The following is a 19,388-nucleotide window of genomic DNA, read 5'->3' as shown; positions in this document are numbered from 1 at the left end:
TTTCTTGTGCATGGTCCGGTATGATTTTCGAAAGAAGGTTCGTCTGCCTCAATTCGGCTCGGTTTGGCGGGCGGCGTCTCAACAGCGGGGAGGATATGGTATGTCGGAATATACAATGGTTGTCGGATCGTACAACGACGCGCAGTCGGAAGCCATTCGAGTTCTGTCGTTTCAGCCGGAAAACGGGCGTCTTGTGTATGTTGGCGGTGTCCAAGGCATCGAGTCTCCGTCGTTTTTGGCCTTCGACGAGGAGCACGGTCGTCTGTATGCCGTGAGTGAAACTGATCATGGGTGCGTTGTTTCGTACGCGTATGATGGCCAGTCCCGTCGTTTCACTGAACTGAACCGCCAGTCGACGCACGGCCAGTCCCCTTGCTATGTGTCCGTCAGCGGTCGCTACGTGTACACCGCGAACTACACCAGTGGCAATATCTGCGTCTATCCTTTGGACGCAAACGGGGAACTCGAGTCGGCGTCATGCGTCATTCAATTCTCCGGATCCGGGCCTGTCCCGTCGCGGCAGGAGTCGGCGCATGCGCACGCGATTGTCGTCGATCCGGTGTCCAAGCACGTGCTCGCCACCGATTTGGGGACGGATTCCATTCGGATGTACGAGAATCGGGAAGGTGTGCTCTATGAAACGACGACCTTGTCCACGCCGCCGGGTTCAGGGCCGCGCCACGTCGCGTTCCATCCAAACGGGGCGTTCCTGTACGTCGTGACCGAACTCGATTCGACGTTGCTTGTGTATCGAAGAAATCAGTTCAACCTGTTCGATCACATCCAAACCATCGATCTGCTGCCCGAGGGTGACACGAGTGTCCGTTGGAGCGCGCACGTCGCCATCGATTCGGCAGGACGCTTCTTGTACGCTTCGAATCGCGGCCCGGACAATCTCACCGTCTTTTCCGTTGAATCCGACGGTCGTGTCGAACGAGTCGGACATGTGCCATGTGGAGGCAAGACGCCACGCCATTTTTCGATCACGCCAGACGGCGGCTTCATCATCGTCGCTAATCAGGACTCGGATACCTTGGCTGTGCTGCGAATCGGATCGGACGGAATTCCGCAGGATACCCAACATCGGTTGGAGATGCCGCGGCCTGTTTGCGTGATCGCGACATGATCGGTCTTGTCACCGTCGAAGTCTGCGAGAGCAATGTGATGAGCACGTTGCCGCTGGAGGTACTCGAAGACGAGTTTCCCGAGGTGTCGGTGCTGCGCACAGAATGCCTGACGCGTTGCGGGCTGTGCGAACACAACGCGTATGTGTATGTGAACGGGCACATCGTGTACGCCAAGGACGCACAGACGTGCTTGGCTCGGGCGAAGGAACGGATTGCGTTTGAACTGAGATGGCTGCAGGACAGTTAGAAACGGTTGAGGAAGAGTGGAGGTTCGCGCAGGTATGCCAAGGATTGCATCGATTCAAATCGGCCGCGTGGAGACGTTGGAGCGTGTGCTCGAAGACGGCGATAGCCGGCCCTGGCAGACTGCGTTTCGCAAGTCGCCCGTCGATCGCGCCTTTGTCGCTGAGTTGGGTTTGGATGGGGATGCGCAGGCGGATCGGAAGCATCACGGGGGGCCGGACAAGGCTGTCTTGTTCTACGCCAAGTCGCATTACTCGGCGTGGCGGGAACGTTATCCTCGCCTAGCCTTCGAGGACGGGGGCTTTGGCGAAAACTTGACCATCGAGGGTCTGGATGAAACCGCGGTGTGTTTGGGCGACACGTATCGGATAGCCGACATCGAACTGCAGGTGTCGCAGCCGCGCATTCCCTGTTGGAAGATCTCCGAACGTTGGCGCGAACCCACGTTGACAGACGAGGTCCGGAAAACGGGATGGACGGGGTGGTACGTTCGCGTCAAGCGTGGAGGCGCATTGGTCGTGGGCGATCGCGTCGAACTCGTGGATCGACCTCTTCCGGAATGGCCCATCTCGCGGCTGAACGATCACTTGTTCGGTAGACGCGAGTGGACCGCGGCCGATTGTTCGTTCCTCCGCGCACTCGACATGTTGGCCGACGGCTGGAAGGCAGTCATTCCGAAAGACGTCGAGGATGAAAAGGGGAGGCGCGCGTGACGAAGGTTCGTTTGGATAAATGGCTGTCCGGTGCGGGCTTGGGGACGCGAAATGAGATGAAAAAGGCGTTGCGGGCAGCCCGCGTTCGCGTCAATGGCGAAATTGTGAAAGACCCCGGGCTGCACGTTGTGGCAGGGACGGATGTCGTCGAGTTTGACGGAGAGCCCGTCTCGTACCAGGAATTTGTCTACTACATGATGTACAAGCCGCAAGGTGTCCTGAGCGCGACCGAAGATGGGCGCGATCCAGTGGTCGTCGATCTCCTCGACGATCACGACGCAGCCTTCGACGTGTTTCCGGTCGGACGGTTGGACAAGGACGCCGAAGGTCTGCTGCTCCTGACGAACGACGGAAAACTGGCGCACCAACTGTTGTCGCCGAAGAAACACGTGCCAAAGCGTTACTATGTCGAGGTGGACGGCGAACTGACGGAAGCCGACGTGGACGCGATTGCCAAAGGCGTGACACTCGACGATGGGTACCTGTGTCGGCCGGGCAGTCTTCTCATTTTGCAGCGAGGCGCTGTTTCGACTGCGCATATCACGATTCACGAGGGAAAGTTTCATCAGGTCAAACGGATGATTCAGGCCGTGGGGAAGCAAGTGACGTTTCTGAAGCGGATCGAGATGGGACCACTATCGCTCGATCCCGATCTGGAGCCCGGAGAGTACAGGCCGTTAACCGAATCCGAGATCGAGACGCTCCTTGCGCTTCGGGGATGACACTCGGCGTGGTACACTGGATTCAAAGCATTCCGGAACAAAAGTTGGGATTGGTCGAAGGAGGATACCATCGTGGAAGATGCGGTAAAGAAACTGGTGGATCTCGGTGTCGGACTGATGTCGTACAGTCGCGAAAAGGTCGCGGAGGCCGCGCGTCAGTGGGCTGAGGAAAGGAAGATGACGCCGATGCAGACCAAGGAGCTAATCAACGAACTGATTCAGCGCGGCGAACAGAATCGGCAGGACATGCAAGCCGCCGTGCAGGAAAACGTCCAGCGCGCAATTGCTCGACTGGGCCTTGGCGACGCGGAGAGTTTGCATCAGGAGTTGGCCTTGCTCCGCCAGGTGGTGCAACGGATGGACCTTCGTTTGCAGGCCTTGGAAGCGAGAATGGACGGAAAAGATGTCCACGGGCTTCATCCTGAGTTGTAAGATGAGTGAATAAGGTGTCCGGAGAGTTCACAGGCAAGGTTGACGAACGTAGCGAAGGAGAAAGGTATGGTCGGACGACAAATTCTCGGAAAGCGTGTTCGTCATTTATCTCGGTACAAAGACATCGCGCAGATCTTGATGGCGAACGGGTTTGGCTGGTTTATCGACGAAATCGGCCTGATGGATATTTTGTCTTTGCCAACGCGCATCTTCTCGGATCGAAAAGGGCGGGAAGCGCCGTCGACGTATGAGCGGATGCGTCAGGTCATCGAACAGCTTGGACCGACGTTTATTAAGCTGGGCCAAATAGCGAGTCTCCGAGCCGACATCTTTCCGGCCGAATTCATTGAACAGTTGACCCGCTTGCAGGACGACGTACCGCCGTTTCCGTTCGAACAAGTGGTTCAGATTGTCGAATCGGAACTTGGACAACCCCTGCGCGAGGTATTTCGCGCGTTTGACGAGACACCGGTCGGATCGGCGTCGATTGGCCAGGTGCATCGGGCGGAACTGGTGTCTGGCGAAGAGGTGGCGGTCAAGGTGCAACGGCCGGACATCCGCCAGAAAATCGAGATCGATCTCGACATTCTCCTGGACCTGGCCCGTCTCACAGAACGCCACTTCGACTGGGCGGCTCACTACAATCTCGCGGAAGTGGTTGAGGAATTCCGGCTCACGCTGATGAACGAGCTGAACTACACCATCGAGGGGCGCAACGCGGATCGGCTGCGAGCCATCCACAAGGACGACAAACAGGTGCGGATTCCGGAAATTCATTGGGACTGGACCACGTCGCGCGTGCTGACGATGGAGTACGTTCGCGGCATCAAACTGTCCAACGCCGAGCTTTTACGAGAGTCTGGCTACGACGCCCGCGTCATTGCGGAGCGAGTATCGCACGCCATATTCACGCAAATGCTCATGCATGGTCTCTTTCACGCGGATCCTCATCCGGGCAACTTGGCCGTCCTGCCGGATCACAGCGTGCTGTTTATGGATTTCGGCATGGTGGGACGGCTCACGCCGGAGATGAAGCGGCACTTGTCTGGACTCATCATCGGCCTGATGAGGCGCGATTCCGACGCGATTCTCAGGGTTCTGCACCGAATGGGCGTCGTGCCGGACGACGTCGACGAACGGCGGCTGCATCGCGACGTCGATGCGATTCGCGAGAAGTACTACGATATGCCGTTCACACAGATCAGTCTTGGTGAAGCGGTCGGCGAACTGTTCACGGTAGCCTATCGCCATCGCATCAAAATTCCTTCCGACCTCACGCTCGTCGGCAAAACCTTGATTACCGTCGAGGGCGTCGTCGAGGGATTGGATCCGACGTTTCGCATCTTGAACATCGCCGAGCCGTTTGGGCGGGCTTTGTTTCGCGATCGCCTCAATCCCAAGCACTTTGCCGAGCGCACCGTGCATGGCGCACTCAATCTCGTCGATCTGCTGAGCGACGCGCCTCGGCAGATTCGATCCATCTTCAACGAACTGAAGACAGGGAAAGTTCGGGTGCAAATCGAAATGTCGGAAGTGGATCGCCTCGTCCGCCAACTCATCCGGATTGGCAATCGACTTTCGTTCAGCATCACGCTGCTGGCGTTCAGCATCTTCATGGCAGGGCTCTTGATTGCGTCCGTATTGAAGAAATCTCCGTCCACATTGTGGTCGTTTCCCACCACGGAGGTGGGGATGGCCGTGGGCATGTTTCTCTTGTGCCTGCTGATCATCTCCATCTGGAGATCCAACAAGTGACGGCAATGACTGCGGTCCGGCCCCGCGTGGATGCGCCAGGCGCGGCCGGCGTTTCGCGAGATTGACGGGGCGGTTCGCAAGGAAATTCTGCAAGACTTCACGCCCGCGATTTTTCGCCGGCCGTCGGGGTGCCCGAAGATCCGCACACTGGCACCGCGAGCGGCGCGTTGGGTGCGTTACTCGTTCATCGGAACATCTTGCCGCCGGGAAAATTTGTGTTTGAGCAAGGCTGGAGTGTCGGCAGACCGGGGCTGATTCATGTCGAGATCGACGAGCATTTGCGAGTTTTGGTGGGAGGGCAGGCGACGACCGTGCTTCGCGGCGAGATGGCGACTGCCTAGAGCGCCGATGATGTCGGGGGGGCGTATGCCTGTGTCTGCGAAAACCGGACTTGCGTCCGTGTTGACGCGCCATCGCTTTGCTTAGACTGAAAGCAAACTCGTGGGACGCAAGGATAGTACCCCTCCTCCAACAACGGTCCCGAGCGTCCCGCGAGCAGCCTCCTATGGATTGCGACGCCGCCCGATATTCGCGACCGCCTCACGGTACCACGTCGCAAACGCCAGATTCATCGCGGCGCGAAGTTCCCGCTTATCAAGGGGGCCTTGATACACCACGCGCCAGTCGTCGCGTCTTTCCGCCTGCTGGCGAACGACGATCTCGGCATCCGCTCGCGAAACGTGCGTGAGCAGCGTTTCCTGGTGTGCTCCGTTGCGAAAGCGCAGCCGCAATTGTCCATCCTCCGGATGAGGTTCCAGGCTCAGCCGATCATCAAACGTCACAACGATATCCGCCACATCGATCACGATGGCAAGCGCGGTTTCACAATCTTCAAACGCGTCCTTCTGCGATGGTTCCATCCTGCAATTCACGTCCTTTACAAAGTCGCGGCTTCCGCGTCGGAGAACTTGGGCTGCACCAACACTTTGGACTGCCAAACTTTGCTGCGCCACCGGATCGACATGATGACAGCGCGCACCCATTCGTCCAAGCAGATGGTCCACCATACCCCAGCGAGCGCCATATGCAAGTGAATACCAAGAAAGTACGACAGCGGCAACCCCATGCCGATGGGAAAAATCATGCCCATCAAAACTGGGAACTTGACGTCGCCTGCGGCTCGCATCGATTGAATGATCACGATGTTGAATGTTCGGCCGGGTTCCAAAATGATGCAAATGAACATCAGCTGCGTGCTCATGTCAATGACGGCGTGGCTGGATGTGAAGATGTGGAACAGGCTGTGCGAAGAACATGCAATCGCAACCGACAAGACGACGGCCAACGCGAAGGCCATGCGCTGCGTCCGCCAAACCAGTCGATAGGCCTCCTCCAGTTTCCCCGCTCCACACAGGTGCCCGACGACAATCTGCGTGCCAAATCCGAGCGAGTACCCAAAGGTGGCGATATAAAACATCAGGTTTTGCGCATACACGCGCGTGGCAAGCACGGTTGCGCCATATGTCCCCATGAATCCCATCATCACAAGTTGGCTGACTTCGTACGCGATGGGTTCGCCTGCGGACGGAATGCCCACTTTGAGGATGCGTACGGCGTGATCGCGATGGATACGAATGTAATCGGCGAAAGGCACATGGTACGGCAACATGCGGTACATGGCCGCCATCAGTGCGACGAGGGCGAGCAGCCGACTGACCGACGTCGAGATGGCGACACCTTCGACGCCAAGCTTTGGCACGCCAAATGCCCCGTAAATGAACAAATAATTGCCAATGATGTGGACGATGTTCATGCCGAACGTGACAAACATGGTCACACGCGTCATGCCGTTGCTTTGAAGGATGGTACTGACGGTGCCCAATAAAGCCTGGACAAAAATGGTCGACCCGATCATGGACATGTACACATCCACCAAACGGACGACCTCCGGAGGCAAATGCAACAGGTGCGCGATGATGTTGCGCCCTGTGAACAGCATGGCGCTGACAAGGATGCCAAGGGCAAAATTGAGCGTGAAGGAGGCGCCCGTAAATTTTGCGCATTCCTCAATTCGTTTGGCGCCGAGGTATTGGGTGATTAAGACGGCCGATCCGGCGGACACCGTGTTGAACAGCAGCAGCACGAGGTTGACGACCTGGTTGCATGCCCCCACCGCCGCCACGGCGTCACTCGACACATGTCCGAGCATAAAGGTGTCGGCCGAACCCATGAGCATGAACAGCAAACTCTGCACGAGCACTGGCCAGGTCACCTGAAATACTCGAGGTGTCTGTACGGTATTCATGATGTGTTCTCCACTCTTCTCTGTTCTGTGGCTTTGCTGACTGGGAACTGCCGTCGAGGGTCGAACGGCGCGTTCGTCTTATCGTACGACGCTTTGAAGACGTTTTGAAGCCATTTTGCAGCCGTCCGATAAAATAAATTGCGCAAAAATCTGTATTCGGAGCAGATTGGGTGATAAAGACGCTGGTTAAAACTCGAGCTTTGGGTTACACTGTACTTGACACCCGCTGTAACGCAGCCGGGGAGCACAGGTTAGAACTTGGGGAAACCTTATTTCTCGAGTCTCCTGTGTGGAATTTGAGTGCTTTTGGCACCATGGAGGAATTCATTTGCAGCAAGGTACAGTTAAGTGGTTCAACGCGGAAAAAGGTTTCGGTTTCATCCAAGTGGAAGGCGGCGAAGACGTATTCGTACACTTCAGCGCCATCCAAGGCAACGGCTTCAAGACGCTGGATGAAGGTCAAGCTGTTGAGTTCGAAATCGTCGAGGGTCCAAAAGGACCGCAAGCGGCCAACGTCTACAAACTGTAACATTCAGGTTTCCTGAGTGATGATAGGTTTGTCAAGCGTTCGGATTGCGTGAGCGCAAAAGGATGAGTCCATACACACGGTGTATGGGCTCGTTTTTGTTTGTTTATAAGGTTGTCCGATTCGGACTACCTGCTCCACGTGCATGGTGCAATGTTTTGACTATCTGTTTTGGAGATTCGCTTTGGACAATGGTGTGCGTGTTTGAATTTGGTAGCGGCGAGTGGATTCGAACCACCGACTCCACGGGTATGAACCGTGTGCTCTAACCAGCTGAGCTACGCCGCCTCATAGGTCGGCACCGAACTGGAACGATGCCTTGGAGGCCGTCACGGCTTCCTGGTGGCTCGGGACGGAATCGAACCGCCGACACGAGGATTTTCAGTCCTCTGCTCTACCGACTGAGCTACCGAGCCATATGGTTGCGGGGGCAGGACTTGAACCTGCGACCTTCGGGTTATGAGCCCGACGAGCTGCCAACTGCTCCACCCCGCGTCATTGGGAGGATATCTGGTGGACGTTGACGGGCTCGAACCGCCGACCCTCTGCTTGTAAGGCAGATGCTCTCCCAACTGAGCTAAACGTCCACACAATGTCTGTCTGATTCACGAAGAACACGCAAACCGATTGTCGTACGCGCGATTCATGACCAGCCTGGTGACCCCAGCGGGATTCGAACCCGCGTTACCGCCGTGAAAGGGCGGTGTCTTAACCGCTTGACCATGGGGCCATGTTGGCTCCCCGAGTAGGATTCGAACCTACGACCCTCCGGTTAACAGCCGGATGCTCTACCGCTGAGCTATCGAGGAACGGTGGTGGAGGTAGACGGATTCGAACCGACGACCCCCTGCTTGCAAGGCAGGTGCTCTCCCAGCTGAGCTATACCCCCACATGGCGTGCCCTGAGAGATTCGAACTCCCGACCTTTTGATTCGTAGTCAAACGCTCTATCCAGCTGAGCTAAGGGCACATATGGCTGGGGAAGAAGGATTCGAACCTTCGCATGACGGTACCAAAAACCGTTGCCTTACCGCTTGGCTATTCCCCAACGTGGGGTGAGTGATGGGAATCGAACCCACGAATGCCGGAACCACAATCCGGTGCGTTAACCCCTTCGCCACACTCACCATATCGATTTTTAGCTTTTTCAGCCTAACCAATCAGGGCCAACGGCTATACATTGGTCGGCTGGTGGAGGGGGTAGGATTCGAACCTACGAAGCATTCCGCAACGGATTTACAGTCCGCTCCATTTGGCCACTTTGGTACCCCTCCGAAGGGAAGTGAAACGCGCGTCATCGCAACGCGCATTCAGTACATTACCACGCATGAAACAGGTAAGTCAAGTTTCAGTCGATGATTTTGCAGAGTCTAACGCAGTTGCGAGTTCGCGATATATGGCAACCTGATCGTCAAATTTCATTCGGACCAATCCCGACGTGCCAGGCCCAACAAACAGCCGCGCTGGAAACGAATGTTCAGTCTGCAGGAACCCCCAATCGACTTTGCGAGGCAAATGAAACACGCTCGCAAAGGGAAGGTAGACGCCCTTTCCGACAAAACAAACCATGTCCGGTTCGTAACGGTTCAAAACTTCTCCGAGACGCTTCGCGCCCTCGACGTATTCCTCACGGGTGACCTCGCTGGCCAACCGGGTCGGGCGTTTCACGAGGTTGGTGAATCCGTACCCGTATTCGGCGAGCAATGTTCTCCCTTCGGATGGATGGAAGAGTCGCCTGGTCAATCCCGCGTGAAGCAGGATGCGATAGAATCGATTGTTTGGACCAGCGTAGTTCCAGCCGGTTTCCGCCGATTTTGGCGAGGGATTGAAGCCGACGAACAGAAGCTGCATACCCGCCGCGAGAATTTCAGTATCCACGTCGAGGCCCCCTCCCGTTCCAATCATGGTAACATATACAGGATGACGATTGACGTGTTGGCCTGTTGGCTTGTTATGGAAGTCGTCGGAACGGAGGGACAGGCGTGGAACGCATTTTTATTCTTGGCGCCGGGGCGATGGCAGAAGCGTTTATCAAGGGCGTGGTCAGTCAGCATTTGATTGAACCACAGAGGATTCGTGTCCTGAATCGGCAACGCCCTGAACGTCTGCGAGCATTGAACGATCTCTACGGCGTCACACCGGCCGAGTCGGTCCGGGAAGCCAGAGATGCCGACGTCATCGTGTTGGCGGTGAAACCATACGATGTCAAAGAAGCGTGTCAATCGCTGACGCCATATCTCGATGGGCAGACCATCATTTCGTTTGCGGCCGGCATTCCGATTCGTTTCATGCAGGAAGCGACAGGCGGGCGTGCGCAAATCGTGCGAACCATGCCGAATGTGCCCGTAGCCGTCCTGGAAGGCGCCATTGCGCTGAGTGCGGCGCCGGATGTCGACGGTGATCGAATCGATCAGGCGAAGACACTGCTCTCGAAACTTGGAACGGTCGTCGAGTTGGAAGAATCCATGATGGATGCGGCCACGGCGTTTTCGGGCAGCGGTCCAGGGTTTGTGAGTTTTTTCCTGGAGGCGATGGAGCTGGCCGCGGTCGACCTTGGGTTTTCGGCGGAAATGGCGCGATCGCTGCTCATCCAGACGGTGGTTGGGACGGCCAAGGTACTCGAGGAGTGGGGACTTAGTCCGACTGAACTGAGGGAGCGCGTGACCTCGCCGAACGGCACAACGCACGCGGGGTTGACGATTCTCTCCGAACGCAATGTGCAGCAGGCGATCGCTGACGCGTTGCGGCAAGCACAGCTTCGATCTGTCGAAATGGGCACAGAATACACTGAACCTTCGGAAGCTTGAGTCCTTGAGCGGCCGGCGGCGGGTGATGGGCGCGGGCGGGCGCGGCACCTGCAGGGCAACCGTGGTCGGATCGAACCGGCCGTGGCCGGTTCGCACATTTTGCGGCGGTTTAAGCGGGCCACGGCCGCTTATTTGCAGAAATCGGCCGGGTTGGCAGGATTTAAGCGGTCCAGAGCCGCTTATCCGTGTCGAATCGGCGGGATCGGGCCGCTTTTCGGCACTTTAAGCGGCCCACGACCGCTTATTTCGCGGCATTTGCAGGGATTCGTTCGAATAAGCGACCCACGGCCGCTTATTCGCCCGGGAGGCCACCGCCAGGCCACCCGCCAGGCCACCCGCCAGGCCACCCGCCTCCCGGATTACCGCTGGCCCTCGTGCTCCGTGTTCCCGTTCAGCACGCGGAGCGTGTGTTCGAGTACGGGTTTCACCACGTCCAGACACTCAATCACGGCCTTGGGCGATCCCGGAAAGTTGATGATCAGCGTGTTTCCGTATGTGCCCGCAACCTGCCTGGCGATCATGGCGAAGGGCGTTTTGGCGAGTGTCTGCATGCGCATCGCTTCGGGAATGCCTGGAATCTCGCGATCGATCACGTCCAACGTCGCCTCCGGCGTCACGTCGCGGGGGCCGAGGCCAGTCCCGCCGGTGGTTGCGATGAGATGCACATCGCCGCGATCGCCATATGCCCGAAGCATCTTCGCCAGCTCCAATCGATCATCGGCGCAGATGGCGGCTTCCACAACGTCGATGCCGGCAAGGGTCAATCCGTCCCGCAAGACCTGGCCGCTGATGTCGCGCTTCGTCCCATTGGCGGCGGAGTCGCTGGCTGTGATCACGACTGCACGAAACCGTTCCATGTCTCGACTCAACTCCCTGCTGCTGTGTGTCTGTAGCTTAGCACATCGCCGCGAAGTCTCGTGCTCCGGACGAGTTGAGCGGCTGCTGTGGATATGCCAAAATATTGGATGGAGGTGGATGGTCATGTCGTTACATACGGAGTGGATTCGCTACGGCGACGCTCGTCAGTTCTCGGGATATTTGACACATCCTGAACGAATGACGGACGGGCAGCCGGCGGTCGTCGTGATTCAAGAAATCTGGGGCGTTGACGAACACATCAAGAATGTCGCGGATCGATTCGCACAAGCTGGATACGTCGCGCTTGCGCCCGATTTGTACGCGAGAGATGGAGCGAGGCTCCCTGGATTCGAAGCGGAAGCCATCGACGCGGTGAAACGCTTTTTGAACAGTGTGTCGCCGGCGGTATGGCACGACGCGGGCGAACGGGACAGGGCGATGGAGAAACTGCCCGAACCGGAGCAATCACAGGTGCGACGCACGTTTAGCCAACTCTTTCAGTCCGATCTCGACAGTCATCGTCCTCAACTTCTGGCATCAACCGATTATTTGCGAAATTCGTACGCTGTGACCAAAGGTCAGGCTGTCGTGAGCGTCGGATTTTGCCTTGGCGGGGCCTTGTCCGCCCGGCTGGCGAGCGACGACGCCCAATTGGCTGGCGCCGCCATCTTCTATGGACGTGCGCCGACAGAAGAACAGATGAAGCAGATTCAGTGCCCTGTGCGCGGTTATTACGGCGCGTTGGATCATAATATCACCGACAAAGTCCCGGCGTTTGCGGAAATGATGAAGCAGTTGGGCAAAGATTTTGCGTATCGCGTGTACGAGGGGGCGCCTCACGCCTTCTTCAACGACACGAGAGCATCGTATCACGCGGCGGCGGCGAGATCGGCGTTCGCGGAAGTATTGACTTTCTTTCACCACGTGGTGGACAAAAACCGCTGAGACGGAGGCTGATTCGATATGGTCGTGTTGCGTGCACGAGAGGAATACGAGCATTGGCTGGCACAACCGCACTTGCCTGCGTCCATAGTGGACGAGTTGAAACGGATGGGCGACGATCCGGACGCGATAGAAAGCGCATTCGGTTCCGATCTCGACTTTGGCACAGGTGGCCTTCGCGGCATCATGGGCGCGGGATTGAATCGCATGAATATCTATACAGTCCGCCGGGCCACGGCAGCGTTGGCGTCGCATTTGCAGGCGCAGGGCGCTGAAGCGGCGGGGGTCGCCATCGGCTACGACTGTCGTCACAATTCGCAGTTGTTCGCCGAGACCGCGGCCTCTACATTGGCGGCCTATGGAATCAAATCGTATCTGGCGCCGCTTCTCTGCCCAACCCCGGAACTGTCGTGGGCGGTGCGCACCTTGGGTACGGCGGCGGGCATCATGATCACGGCGAGCCACAATCCGCCGAAATACAATGGTTACAAAGTCTACAACCGCTACGGCGGGCAATTGCTCGAAGCGGACGCGAAAGACATCAAGAACCGGGCGTCCGCCATCTCCGATATCTTTTCCATCCCTTCGCTGACGCTGGCGGAGGCGAAGGAGAAGGGACTGGTCAATACCATCGAAAGCGGCGTTCGGGCGGCGTATTTGGAGCGGATCGTCCAGGATGTGCGCGACGAACGTCTCACCGACGAGCGATCCCGCCTGAAAATCGTCTACACGCCTCTGCACGGCACAGGCAATGTGCCAGTTCGCGAAGTCCTTCGAATGGCCGGTTACACGCAGGTGTCGCTGGTGCAGGCGCAGGTTGAGCCTGACGGCGATTTTTCCACCGTAAAGAGTCCAAACCCCGAAGAGGGCGAGGCCCTGTCCATGGCGTGCAAACAGGCGGACGAACTGGCTGCCGATCTCGTGATGGGCACCGATCCCGACGCGGATCGAGTGGGCATCGCGGTTCGCGGAACAGATGGCTCCATGCAACTGCTGACCGGCAATCAGGTCGGGGCGCTGCTGGTCAACTATCTGTGCGAGCGGTTGCCGAAGGACGCGCAAGGTGTGCCGCCAATCGTCTTCAAGACCATCGTGACGTCCGATTTCGGCGCCGAGATTGCGAAGTCTCACGGTATTCATGTGGAGGAGACACTGACAGGATTCAAGTACATTGGAGATCGCGTCACGCTCCACGAGCAGGAAGGCAGCTACAAGCTCCTCGTCGGCTACGAGGAGAGCTACGGCTATTTGATCACGCCTATCGTTCGGGACAAAGACGCGGTGCAAACGTGCTTGGCCATCGCCGAGATGACAGCCTATTACTTGGGACAGGGGCGGTCTTTGATCGATGTCCTGGACAGCCTTTATGAACGTTTCGGATACTATGGCGAGTCGCTCACCAGCATCGAGCTGGAAGGAAGCGACGGCGTCGAGCGAATGAAGCAGGTGCTCGCGGATCTGCGTTCCAATCCGCTTCAGGTGCCGGGGTTGGAACTGACGCACGTGGAGGATTATCTGACAGGGCAACGCCGGTACATTGCAGATGGCCGAACCGAGACCCTCTCGCTGCCGAAATCCGACGTCCAGAAGTTCTTCTTCAGCGGCGGACACTGGGCTGCGATACGGCCATCCGGGACAGAGCCCAAGATGAAGATCTACGTCGGTGTCCGGGCAGATGACGCGGCGTCTCGCGATCTGTGGCTGAACAAAATTCGCGAAGCGTGCCGCCAACGGGCAGGGCAGTGATGAGAGAACGCTGGCAGCGGACGCTCATGATCTTATGGTGCGCAAATTTCTGCGTCACGATGGGAATGAGCTTGATCATTCCGTTTCTGCCGTTGTACTTGACCCAACTTGGTGTTCATTCCGACCAAAGCGTTGCCCGGTGGTCCAGTTGGGTCTTCTCCATCCAGTTTGTGACATCATTCATCTTTCAGCCGATATGGGGCGCCTTCGCTGATAAGCACGGTCGCAAACTCATGCTGCTGAGAGCGGGCTTCGGCATGGGCATTATGACCGCGTGCATGGGACTCGTGAACGCCCCTTGGGAGTTGTTGCTGCTTCGATTCGTCAACGGCGTATTTTCAGGTTTCATCGCGATGGCCATCTCTCTGCAAGCGTCCGTCACGCCCGCCGACAAGGCGGGGCGGGCGTTAGGAACGCTGCAGACGGGCGGCATCGCCGGATCGTTGATAGGACCGCTGATTGGCGGTGTGCTGTCTGAGGCATTCGGTTTTCGAGGCTGCTTCTATTTCACCGGTGCTATGCTCATCGTCGCGAGTGTGATTGTTATCCTGTTTGTCCACGAAGACCCGGCGGTGCCGAAAGAACGCGCGAAACGGGCCGGATCGTGGCGCGACTTGATTCAGTTGTGGCCGGTCTTCCTCGGCTCGTTCATGACCCAGCTTGCGATGATGAGCATTGAACCGATTGTCACCATTTTTACGAAAGAGATTTATTCAGGTCCTCATTTGAGTATCATCGCGGGTCTCGTCGTGGCGACTTCAGGCATCGCGAATCTCATTGGCACGCCGACCTTGGGCCGGTTGAGCGATCGCTTTGGACAACAGCGAATTCTCGTCATCGCCATGACGGGGGCGGCCATCGCCTTTATACCGCAGGCGCTCTCGCATAACCTGGTCGTCCTCCTGCTGGGCCGATTCTTGCTTGGACTGTTTATCGGTGGCATGTTGCCGTCCTTGCAGGTGCTGGTGAGAAAGCTCGCTCCCTCCGAGATGCAGGCGACCGCGTTTGGCATGAATTCCAGCGCGACTTTTTGCGGCAATCTCGTTGGTCCGTTGATTGGCGGCAGCGTTGCCGCCGCTTACGGCATTCGATGCGTCTTCTATGTGACGATGGCCTTGATGTTCGCCAATGCCATCACGGTATCCATTAACCGCAAGGCCTTGACGCCAAAGGTTGTGGAATCCAAATCGGCTTAGCCGTGGCCGGAAGGGGACAGCAGCAGGGGCCCAGCAAATCTGTGCGGCAGGTCGTATATCAAGTCGTATATCAGGTTGAGACGCTCGCTTTCTGGAGAGACTGTTAGAGGTTAGTTTCGTGTATGGGCCTGTGTGGGCATGACACAATTCCAGGTGGGAAGCGAGCGTATGAAGCCTGCAATGAGTCGAGTTTTTCATCTAGTCATATCAATCATATCGATTTTCATCACTATCATTTCCCTTGCGTCTGTCGCACTCCAGTTGGCCATTTCACACTGGTTTTAAACGAGCGCTCCCTTTCACAATCGTGGTATCATGATTCGTGTTATCATGGGAGCGATAGATTGAGCAGCTGGGGGCAATTGTCTTGTCGACACAAATTTTGGCGGAGGATATCGTCGATGTCCTTGGTGTTCGGTTTCATCGTGTAACGACGGCAGAGGCTGTGGAAAAGATTCTTTACTGGAGCCAGGACGCGTCGCATCACATGGTGATCACGGCTGGTCCAGAATTCGTCATGCAATGTGTTGCCAACGAGTCGTTGCTGCGTTTGGCCAATTCCGCCGATCTCGTCACTGCGGACGGCATCGGCATTGTCTGGGCGGCAGCCCGCCGCGGCAGGCCGGTTCCGGAACGGTTGACTGGCGTGGAATTGCTCCCGGCCGTCTTTGCGACCGCGGAAGAACGCCGCCAACCGCTGCGCGTCTACCTTCTTGGGGCGTCGCAGTTGTCGCTGGACAAGTGTCTTCTCGAATTGCGCGGGCGCTTTCCTTCGCTGACGTTCACCGGGCGCAACGGCTACTTTTCCGAAGCCGACGTGGACGACATCCTGGCAGACATTCGCGCGTTTGAGCCGCATCTTCTGCTCGTCGGGATCGGTCAGCCACGTCAGGAGATGTTCCTTCGGGACGTGCTCGGCCGCATCAATCCGTGTGTCGGCATTGGCATTGGCGGATCCATCGATGCGTGGAGCGGAACGGTGCCGCGTGCGCCCAAGTTGTTTCAAAAATTGAATGCGGAATGGCTCTACCGTTTGATCTCGCAGCCCAAACGCTGGCGAAGGCAGATGGCGCTTCCGAAATTTGCTATCCGCGTCGTGATGGACAAGTCGTCCGACCATTAAGCTGGTTCGGTGGGGCGTGACGGCCGAGCCGCGCAGGCAGGATTGTCGAAGTTTCGACATTGGCAGTTGACTCAAGAATATCGATAGATTAGGATATGTTTTGTTTTTTATTCGGACAAGCTTTCGCGCTCTGTCGACGACAGATTCGGGGGTTTGTGTGCGAGGAGGTTATCCATTGGGACAGCGGCGTTTGTTCACTTCAGAATCGGTAACAGAAGGTCATCCAGATAAAATTTGCGACCAGATCTCCGACTCTGTGTTGGATGAGATTTTGACATATGATCCGCACGCTCGCGTTGCCTGCGAAACGACGGTAACGACAGGTTTGGTGCTCGTCGCAGGGGAAATCACCACGTCGTGCTACGTGGACATCCCGAAGGTCGTTCGCAAAGCCATCGCGGAAATTGGGTACACGCGCGCGAAGTTTGGCTTCGACGCGGAAACCTGTGCAGTCATCACGTCGATTGACGAACAGTCTCCAGACATCGCTCAAGGTGTGAACCGGGCGCTCGAAGTTCGTGGACAGCTTTCCGACCAGGCCATCGACGAAATTGGCGCTGGCGACCAAGGGCTCATGTTTGGCTTTGCCTGTGATGAAACCCCAGAATTGATGCCGCTGCCCATCTCGTTGGCGCATCGATTGGCGCGCCGCCTCTCTGAACTTAGGAAGGATGGAACGATTCCTTACCTTCGTCCGGACGGCAAGACGCAAGTGACGGTGGAATACGACGGGGATACGCCGATCCGGATCGACACTGTGGTCATTTCCACGCAGCACGACGAATCGACGGATCTGAAGACAGTCGAACGGGACATGATTGAGCAAGTGATTCGTCCCATCGTTCCGACCGGCTTGCTGGACGATTCGACCAAATACCTTATCAACCCGACAGGGCGTTTCGTCATCGGCGGACCACAGGGCGATGCAGGCCTCACCGGCCGCAAGATCATCGTCGACACGTATGGAGGTTACGCTCGCCACGGCGGCGGTGCGTTCTCCGGCAAGGATCCGACCAAGGTGGATCGCAGCGGTGCGTACGCCGCCCGCTATGTGGCGAAAAACGTCGTGGCTGCAGGCCTCGCGAAAAAGTGTGAAGTTCAGGTTGCCTACGCCATCGGCGTCGCCCGGCCTGTCTCGATCTCCGTTGACACATTTGGCACGGGTACCATCGACGACGAACAAATCGTCGAGATCGTGAAACAGGCGTTCGATCTACGGCCGGCCGCCATTATCCGCGACCTGGACTTGCGCCGCCCAATCTATCGTCAGACAGCAGCCTATGGCCATTTTGGCCGCACAGATGTCGACTTGCCGTGGGAGCGAACCGATAAAGTGGAACTGCTGAAAAAGTTGGTTCGCTAACCCCCATAATGGCCCCTGGCGTTTCGAACGGTTATAGCATCACCCTTTTACACCCCATGTCACACACCTTTTGCGCCATTGCGCAGGAGGTGTCTTTTTTATGTGGGATCGGTTTGGTTTTGCTATGATAGGAACAAATATAGAGATAAAGCATACGTGCTAGGGCAAAAAGGGTTGTGAAGATGCAAACTCAATCGAATGTCTCAGTTGCAATCGCTGATGACAATGAGGAATTTAGGTTGACCTTGCGGGATTTCCTCGCATATGAGCCGGGTATTGAAGTCGTCGGGTTGTGGAGCAATGGACAGGAAGTGTTGGACGAGATTGGCTCTGTGCGGCCGGATATCCTTCTCTTGGACATCACGATGCCAAAAGTCAGCGGTGTCGAGGTTGTACGGGCGTTGAAGATGCGAAACTGTTCGTCCAAGATCATCATTCTGACCATGCACGATACAGCAAATGTCGTGCTGGAAACGCTGCGCGATGGAGCATCTGGCTACATCATCAAGGACGGCGCGATCGACGACGTCGTTCGAGCCATTCGCGAAGTGAACCAAGGCAACGCGTTGGTCCACCCGCAAGTCATGCCAGTGCTCTTGGGAGAGATGCGACGCAGCCATACGCTCAATCCAAGTTGGCAGTCCATCCTGACCGCGCGCGAGTACGATGTGTTGTGCGAAATGGCCTCCGGCAAGAGCAACGAGCAAATTTCGGAGACGCTCCATATCAGCCTGAAGACCGCCAAAAACCACGTGTCGCACATTCTCGCGAAGCTCGATGTGACCGATAGAGCCCAGGCCGTGCTGCACGCCGTTCGCGAGCGATGGATCGATCTGTGATGGCAGAGACGACGGAAGCAGAGGAAGCAGAGGAAGCAGAGGAAGCAGAGGAAGCAGAGGAAGCAGAGGAAGCAGAGGAAGCAGAGGAAGCAGAGGAAGCAGAGGAAGCAGAGGAAGCAGAGGAAGCAGAGGAAGCAGAGGAAGCAGAGGAAGCAGATAAGCGGCTCAAGGCCGCTTAAGGGTGTCGAATCGTCTCATTGGCGGCGAATAAGCGGTCCGCGGCCGCCTAAGTGACTGTAACCGCCGCGATTCGGGGGCAACGGGGACGAATAAGCGGCCTGAGGCCGCTTATTTTCCTTTGATCTGGTCGTTTCGTCAAAATAAGCGTCTGAGAGCGGCCTATTTGCCCGCGCATCTGCGCCGGGCTGCAACCAGCCGCGCAAGCCAACCCTTGCCGGCGCGATCGCGCCGCCACAACGGAACATTTGTCCGTCGCGCCGCACAAGTCGGCCGCGCGATCCCGTCGAAGCGAAGGCGCAATGGGAGGCGCGAGCGAAATAAGCCGCTCGTAGACGCTTAAATGTGTCGAATCGTCTGACTTGCGTCAAATAAGCAGTCGTCAGCTGCTTAAGCAGCCGCAACCGCTCCATTTTTGGGGTAACTAAGGTAAATAAGCGTCCTGGGGACGCTTATTTCCTTTCGGTCCAACCATTTTACCCAAATAAGCGTCTGAGAGACGCTTATTTGTCCGCCACCCGCCACCCGCCACCCGCCACCCGCCACCCGCCACCCGCCACCCGCCACCCGCCACC

19 protein-coding genes, 11 tRNA genes and 1 pseudogene are annotated in these 19,388 nt (G+C 57.1%); 16 read left to right on the top strand and 15 right to left on the bottom strand.

Going from position 1 to position 19,388, the window contains the following annotated elements; all coding sequences use genetic code 11:
- The first annotated feature begins 100 nt into the window (after positions 1–100).
- The 7 genes and pseudogenes from AAC01S_RS13065 to AAC01S_RS13035 form a co-directional block, all read left to right on the top strand.
- Positions 101–1,126: a lactonase family protein gene (locus tag AAC01S_RS13065; RefSeq protein WP_067623016.1), complete on the top strand. Its 1,026-nt coding sequence runs from the start codon at positions 101–103 to the stop codon at positions 1,124–1,126.
- Positions 1,108–1,374: a YuzB family protein gene (locus AAC01S_RS13060; protein ID WP_245630217.1), complete on the top strand. Its 267-nt coding sequence runs from the start codon at positions 1,108–1,110 to the stop codon at positions 1,372–1,374. The genes AAC01S_RS13065 and AAC01S_RS13060 overlap by 19 nt, the downstream gene beginning before the upstream one ends.
- Before the next feature lie 34 nt (positions 1,375–1,408).
- Entirely contained in the window at positions 1,409–2,083 is a 675-nt protein-coding gene (locus tag AAC01S_RS13055; RefSeq protein WP_067623011.1) for an MOSC domain-containing protein, read from the top strand.
- Positions 2,080–2,805: a pseudouridine synthase gene (locus AAC01S_RS13050; protein ID WP_067623008.1), complete on the top strand. Its 726-nt coding sequence runs from the start codon at positions 2,080–2,082 to the stop codon at positions 2,803–2,805. The genes AAC01S_RS13055 and AAC01S_RS13050 overlap by 4 nt, the downstream gene beginning before the upstream one ends.
- 72 nt (positions 2,806–2,877) lie before the next feature.
- Complete coding sequence (locus AAC01S_RS13045; RefSeq protein WP_245630216.1) at positions 2,878–3,237, top strand: phasin family protein; 360 nt, start codon at positions 2,878–2,880, stop codon at positions 3,235–3,237.
- A 66-nt stretch (positions 3,238–3,303) separates the two neighbouring features.
- The gene (locus tag AAC01S_RS13040) at positions 3,304–4,992 is read left to right on the top strand and encodes an ABC1 kinase family protein (protein WP_067623005.1); all 1,689 of its coding nucleotides are present in this window, start codon (positions 3,304–3,306) and stop codon (positions 4,990–4,992) included.
- A gap of 89 nt (positions 4,993–5,081) precedes the next feature.
- Positions 5,082–5,333: pseudogene (locus AAC01S_RS13035) on the top strand (PhzF family phenazine biosynthesis protein); the annotation flags it as partial.
- A 162-nt stretch (positions 5,334–5,495) separates the two neighbouring features.
- On the opposite strand, the gene AAC01S_RS13030 reads toward AAC01S_RS13035, so the two are convergent.
- Both AAC01S_RS13030 and AAC01S_RS13025 read right to left on the bottom strand, forming a co-directional pair.
- The gene (locus tag AAC01S_RS13030; protein ID WP_067623000.1) at positions 5,496–5,852 is read right to left on the bottom strand and encodes a hypothetical protein; all 357 of its coding nucleotides are present in this window, start codon (positions 5,850–5,852) and stop codon (positions 5,496–5,498) included.
- 17 nt (positions 5,853–5,869) lie between these two features.
- Positions 5,870–7,237: an MATE family efflux transporter gene (locus AAC01S_RS13025; protein ID WP_067622997.1), complete on the bottom strand. Its 1,368-nt coding sequence runs from the start codon at positions 7,235–7,237 to the stop codon at positions 5,870–5,872.
- 328 nt (positions 7,238–7,565) lie between these two features.
- Between AAC01S_RS13025 and AAC01S_RS13020 the strand changes: the two genes are divergently transcribed.
- Positions 7,566–7,766 (top strand): cold-shock protein, encoded by a 201-nt coding sequence (locus AAC01S_RS13020; RefSeq protein WP_067622994.1) that lies wholly within the window; start codon positions 7,566–7,568, stop codon positions 7,764–7,766.
- Positions 7,767–7,974: 208 nt separating this feature from the next.
- Here the strand turns inward: AAC01S_RS13020 and AAC01S_RS13015 are convergent.
- From AAC01S_RS13015 to AAC01S_RS12960, 12 genes are all read right to left on the bottom strand, one after another.
- Positions 7,975–8,051 (bottom strand) — tRNA-Met (locus AAC01S_RS13015).
- A 52-nt stretch (positions 8,052–8,103) separates the two neighbouring features.
- Positions 8,104–8,179 (bottom strand) — tRNA-Phe (locus tag AAC01S_RS13010).
- 3 nt (positions 8,180–8,182) lie between these two features.
- Positions 8,183–8,258 (bottom strand) — tRNA-Met (locus tag AAC01S_RS13005).
- A gap of 16 nt (positions 8,259–8,274) precedes the next feature.
- Positions 8,275–8,350, bottom strand: a tRNA-Val gene (locus AAC01S_RS13000).
- A gap of 68 nt (positions 8,351–8,418) precedes the next feature.
- Positions 8,419–8,493, bottom strand: a tRNA-Glu gene (locus AAC01S_RS12995).
- A gap of 4 nt (positions 8,494–8,497) precedes the next feature.
- Positions 8,498–8,572, bottom strand: a tRNA-Asn gene (locus tag AAC01S_RS12990).
- 4 nt (positions 8,573–8,576) lie between these two features.
- Positions 8,577–8,652, bottom strand: a tRNA-Ala gene (locus tag AAC01S_RS12985).
- Between the two features lie 3 nt (positions 8,653–8,655).
- Positions 8,656–8,732, bottom strand: a tRNA-Arg gene (locus tag AAC01S_RS12980).
- A 3-nt stretch (positions 8,733–8,735) separates the two neighbouring features.
- Positions 8,736–8,810: transfer RNA gene (locus tag AAC01S_RS12975), tRNA-Gln, on the bottom strand.
- 3 nt (positions 8,811–8,813) lie between these two features.
- Positions 8,814–8,889 (bottom strand) — tRNA-His (locus AAC01S_RS12970).
- A 62-nt stretch (positions 8,890–8,951) separates the two neighbouring features.
- Positions 8,952–9,036, bottom strand: a tRNA-Tyr gene (locus tag AAC01S_RS12965).
- 67 nt (positions 9,037–9,103) lie between these two features.
- Positions 9,104–9,640 (bottom strand): mismatch-specific DNA-glycosylase, encoded by a 537-nt coding sequence (locus AAC01S_RS12960; RefSeq protein WP_306307184.1) that lies wholly within the window; start codon positions 9,638–9,640, stop codon positions 9,104–9,106.
- A gap of 104 nt (positions 9,641–9,744) precedes the next feature.
- Between AAC01S_RS12960 and proC the strand changes: the two genes are divergently transcribed.
- Positions 9,745–10,569: a pyrroline-5-carboxylate reductase gene (gene proC / locus AAC01S_RS12955; protein ID WP_067622989.1), complete on the top strand. Its 825-nt coding sequence runs from the start codon at positions 9,745–9,747 to the stop codon at positions 10,567–10,569.
- Between the two features lie 359 nt (positions 10,570–10,928).
- Here the strand turns inward: proC and AAC01S_RS12950 are convergent, their stop codons facing one another.
- Positions 10,929–11,426, bottom strand: a complete 498-nt coding sequence (locus AAC01S_RS12950) for a MogA/MoaB family molybdenum cofactor biosynthesis protein (protein ID WP_067622986.1) — start codon at positions 11,424–11,426, stop codon at positions 10,929–10,931.
- 124 nt (positions 11,427–11,550) lie between these two features.
- On the opposite strand from AAC01S_RS12950, the gene AAC01S_RS12945 reads away from it, so the two are divergent.
- The 7 genes from AAC01S_RS12945 (at position 11,551) to AAC01S_RS12915 (ending at position 18,815) form a co-directional block, all read left to right on the top strand.
- Entirely contained in the window at positions 11,551–12,372 is an 822-nt protein-coding gene (locus AAC01S_RS12945) for a dienelactone hydrolase family protein (protein WP_067622983.1), read from the top strand.
- Between the two features lie 18 nt (positions 12,373–12,390).
- The gene (locus AAC01S_RS12940; RefSeq protein ID WP_245630215.1) at positions 12,391–14,115 is read left to right on the top strand and encodes a phospho-sugar mutase; all 1,725 of its coding nucleotides are present in this window, start codon (positions 12,391–12,393) and stop codon (positions 14,113–14,115) included.
- Positions 14,115–15,311: an MFS transporter gene (locus AAC01S_RS12935; protein WP_067622980.1), complete on the top strand. Its 1,197-nt coding sequence runs from the start codon at positions 14,115–14,117 to the stop codon at positions 15,309–15,311. The genes AAC01S_RS12940 and AAC01S_RS12935 overlap by 1 nt, the downstream gene beginning before the upstream one ends.
- Positions 15,312–15,678: 367 nt before the next feature.
- Positions 15,679–16,434, top strand: coding sequence for a WecB/TagA/CpsF family glycosyltransferase (locus AAC01S_RS12930; RefSeq protein WP_067622977.1), 756 nt, complete (start codon positions 15,679–15,681; stop codon positions 16,432–16,434).
- A gap of 175 nt (positions 16,435–16,609) precedes the next feature.
- Complete coding sequence (metK, locus tag AAC01S_RS12925) at positions 16,610–17,797, top strand: methionine adenosyltransferase (RefSeq protein ID WP_067622975.1); 1,188 nt, start codon at positions 16,610–16,612, stop codon at positions 17,795–17,797.
- A 182-nt stretch (positions 17,798–17,979) separates the two neighbouring features.
- Positions 17,980–18,636, top strand: coding sequence for a response regulator (locus AAC01S_RS12920; protein WP_067622972.1), 657 nt, complete (start codon positions 17,980–17,982; stop codon positions 18,634–18,636).
- The gene (locus AAC01S_RS12915) at positions 18,636–18,815 is read left to right on the top strand and encodes a hypothetical protein (RefSeq protein WP_067622969.1); all 180 of its coding nucleotides are present in this window, start codon (positions 18,636–18,638) and stop codon (positions 18,813–18,815) included. Before AAC01S_RS12920 ends, AAC01S_RS12915 begins: the two co-directional genes overlap by 1 nt.
- The last annotated feature ends 573 nt before the right edge of the window (positions 18,816–19,388 follow it).

Source organism: Alicyclobacillus acidiphilus NBRC 100859 (assembly GCF_001544355.1).
GTDB classification, from domain to species: Bacteria; Bacillota; Bacilli; order Alicyclobacillales; family Alicyclobacillaceae; genus Alicyclobacillus; species Alicyclobacillus acidiphilus.
Note: the sequence above shows the minus strand (reverse complement) of the source record. Positions and strands in the feature narration are given on the sequence as shown.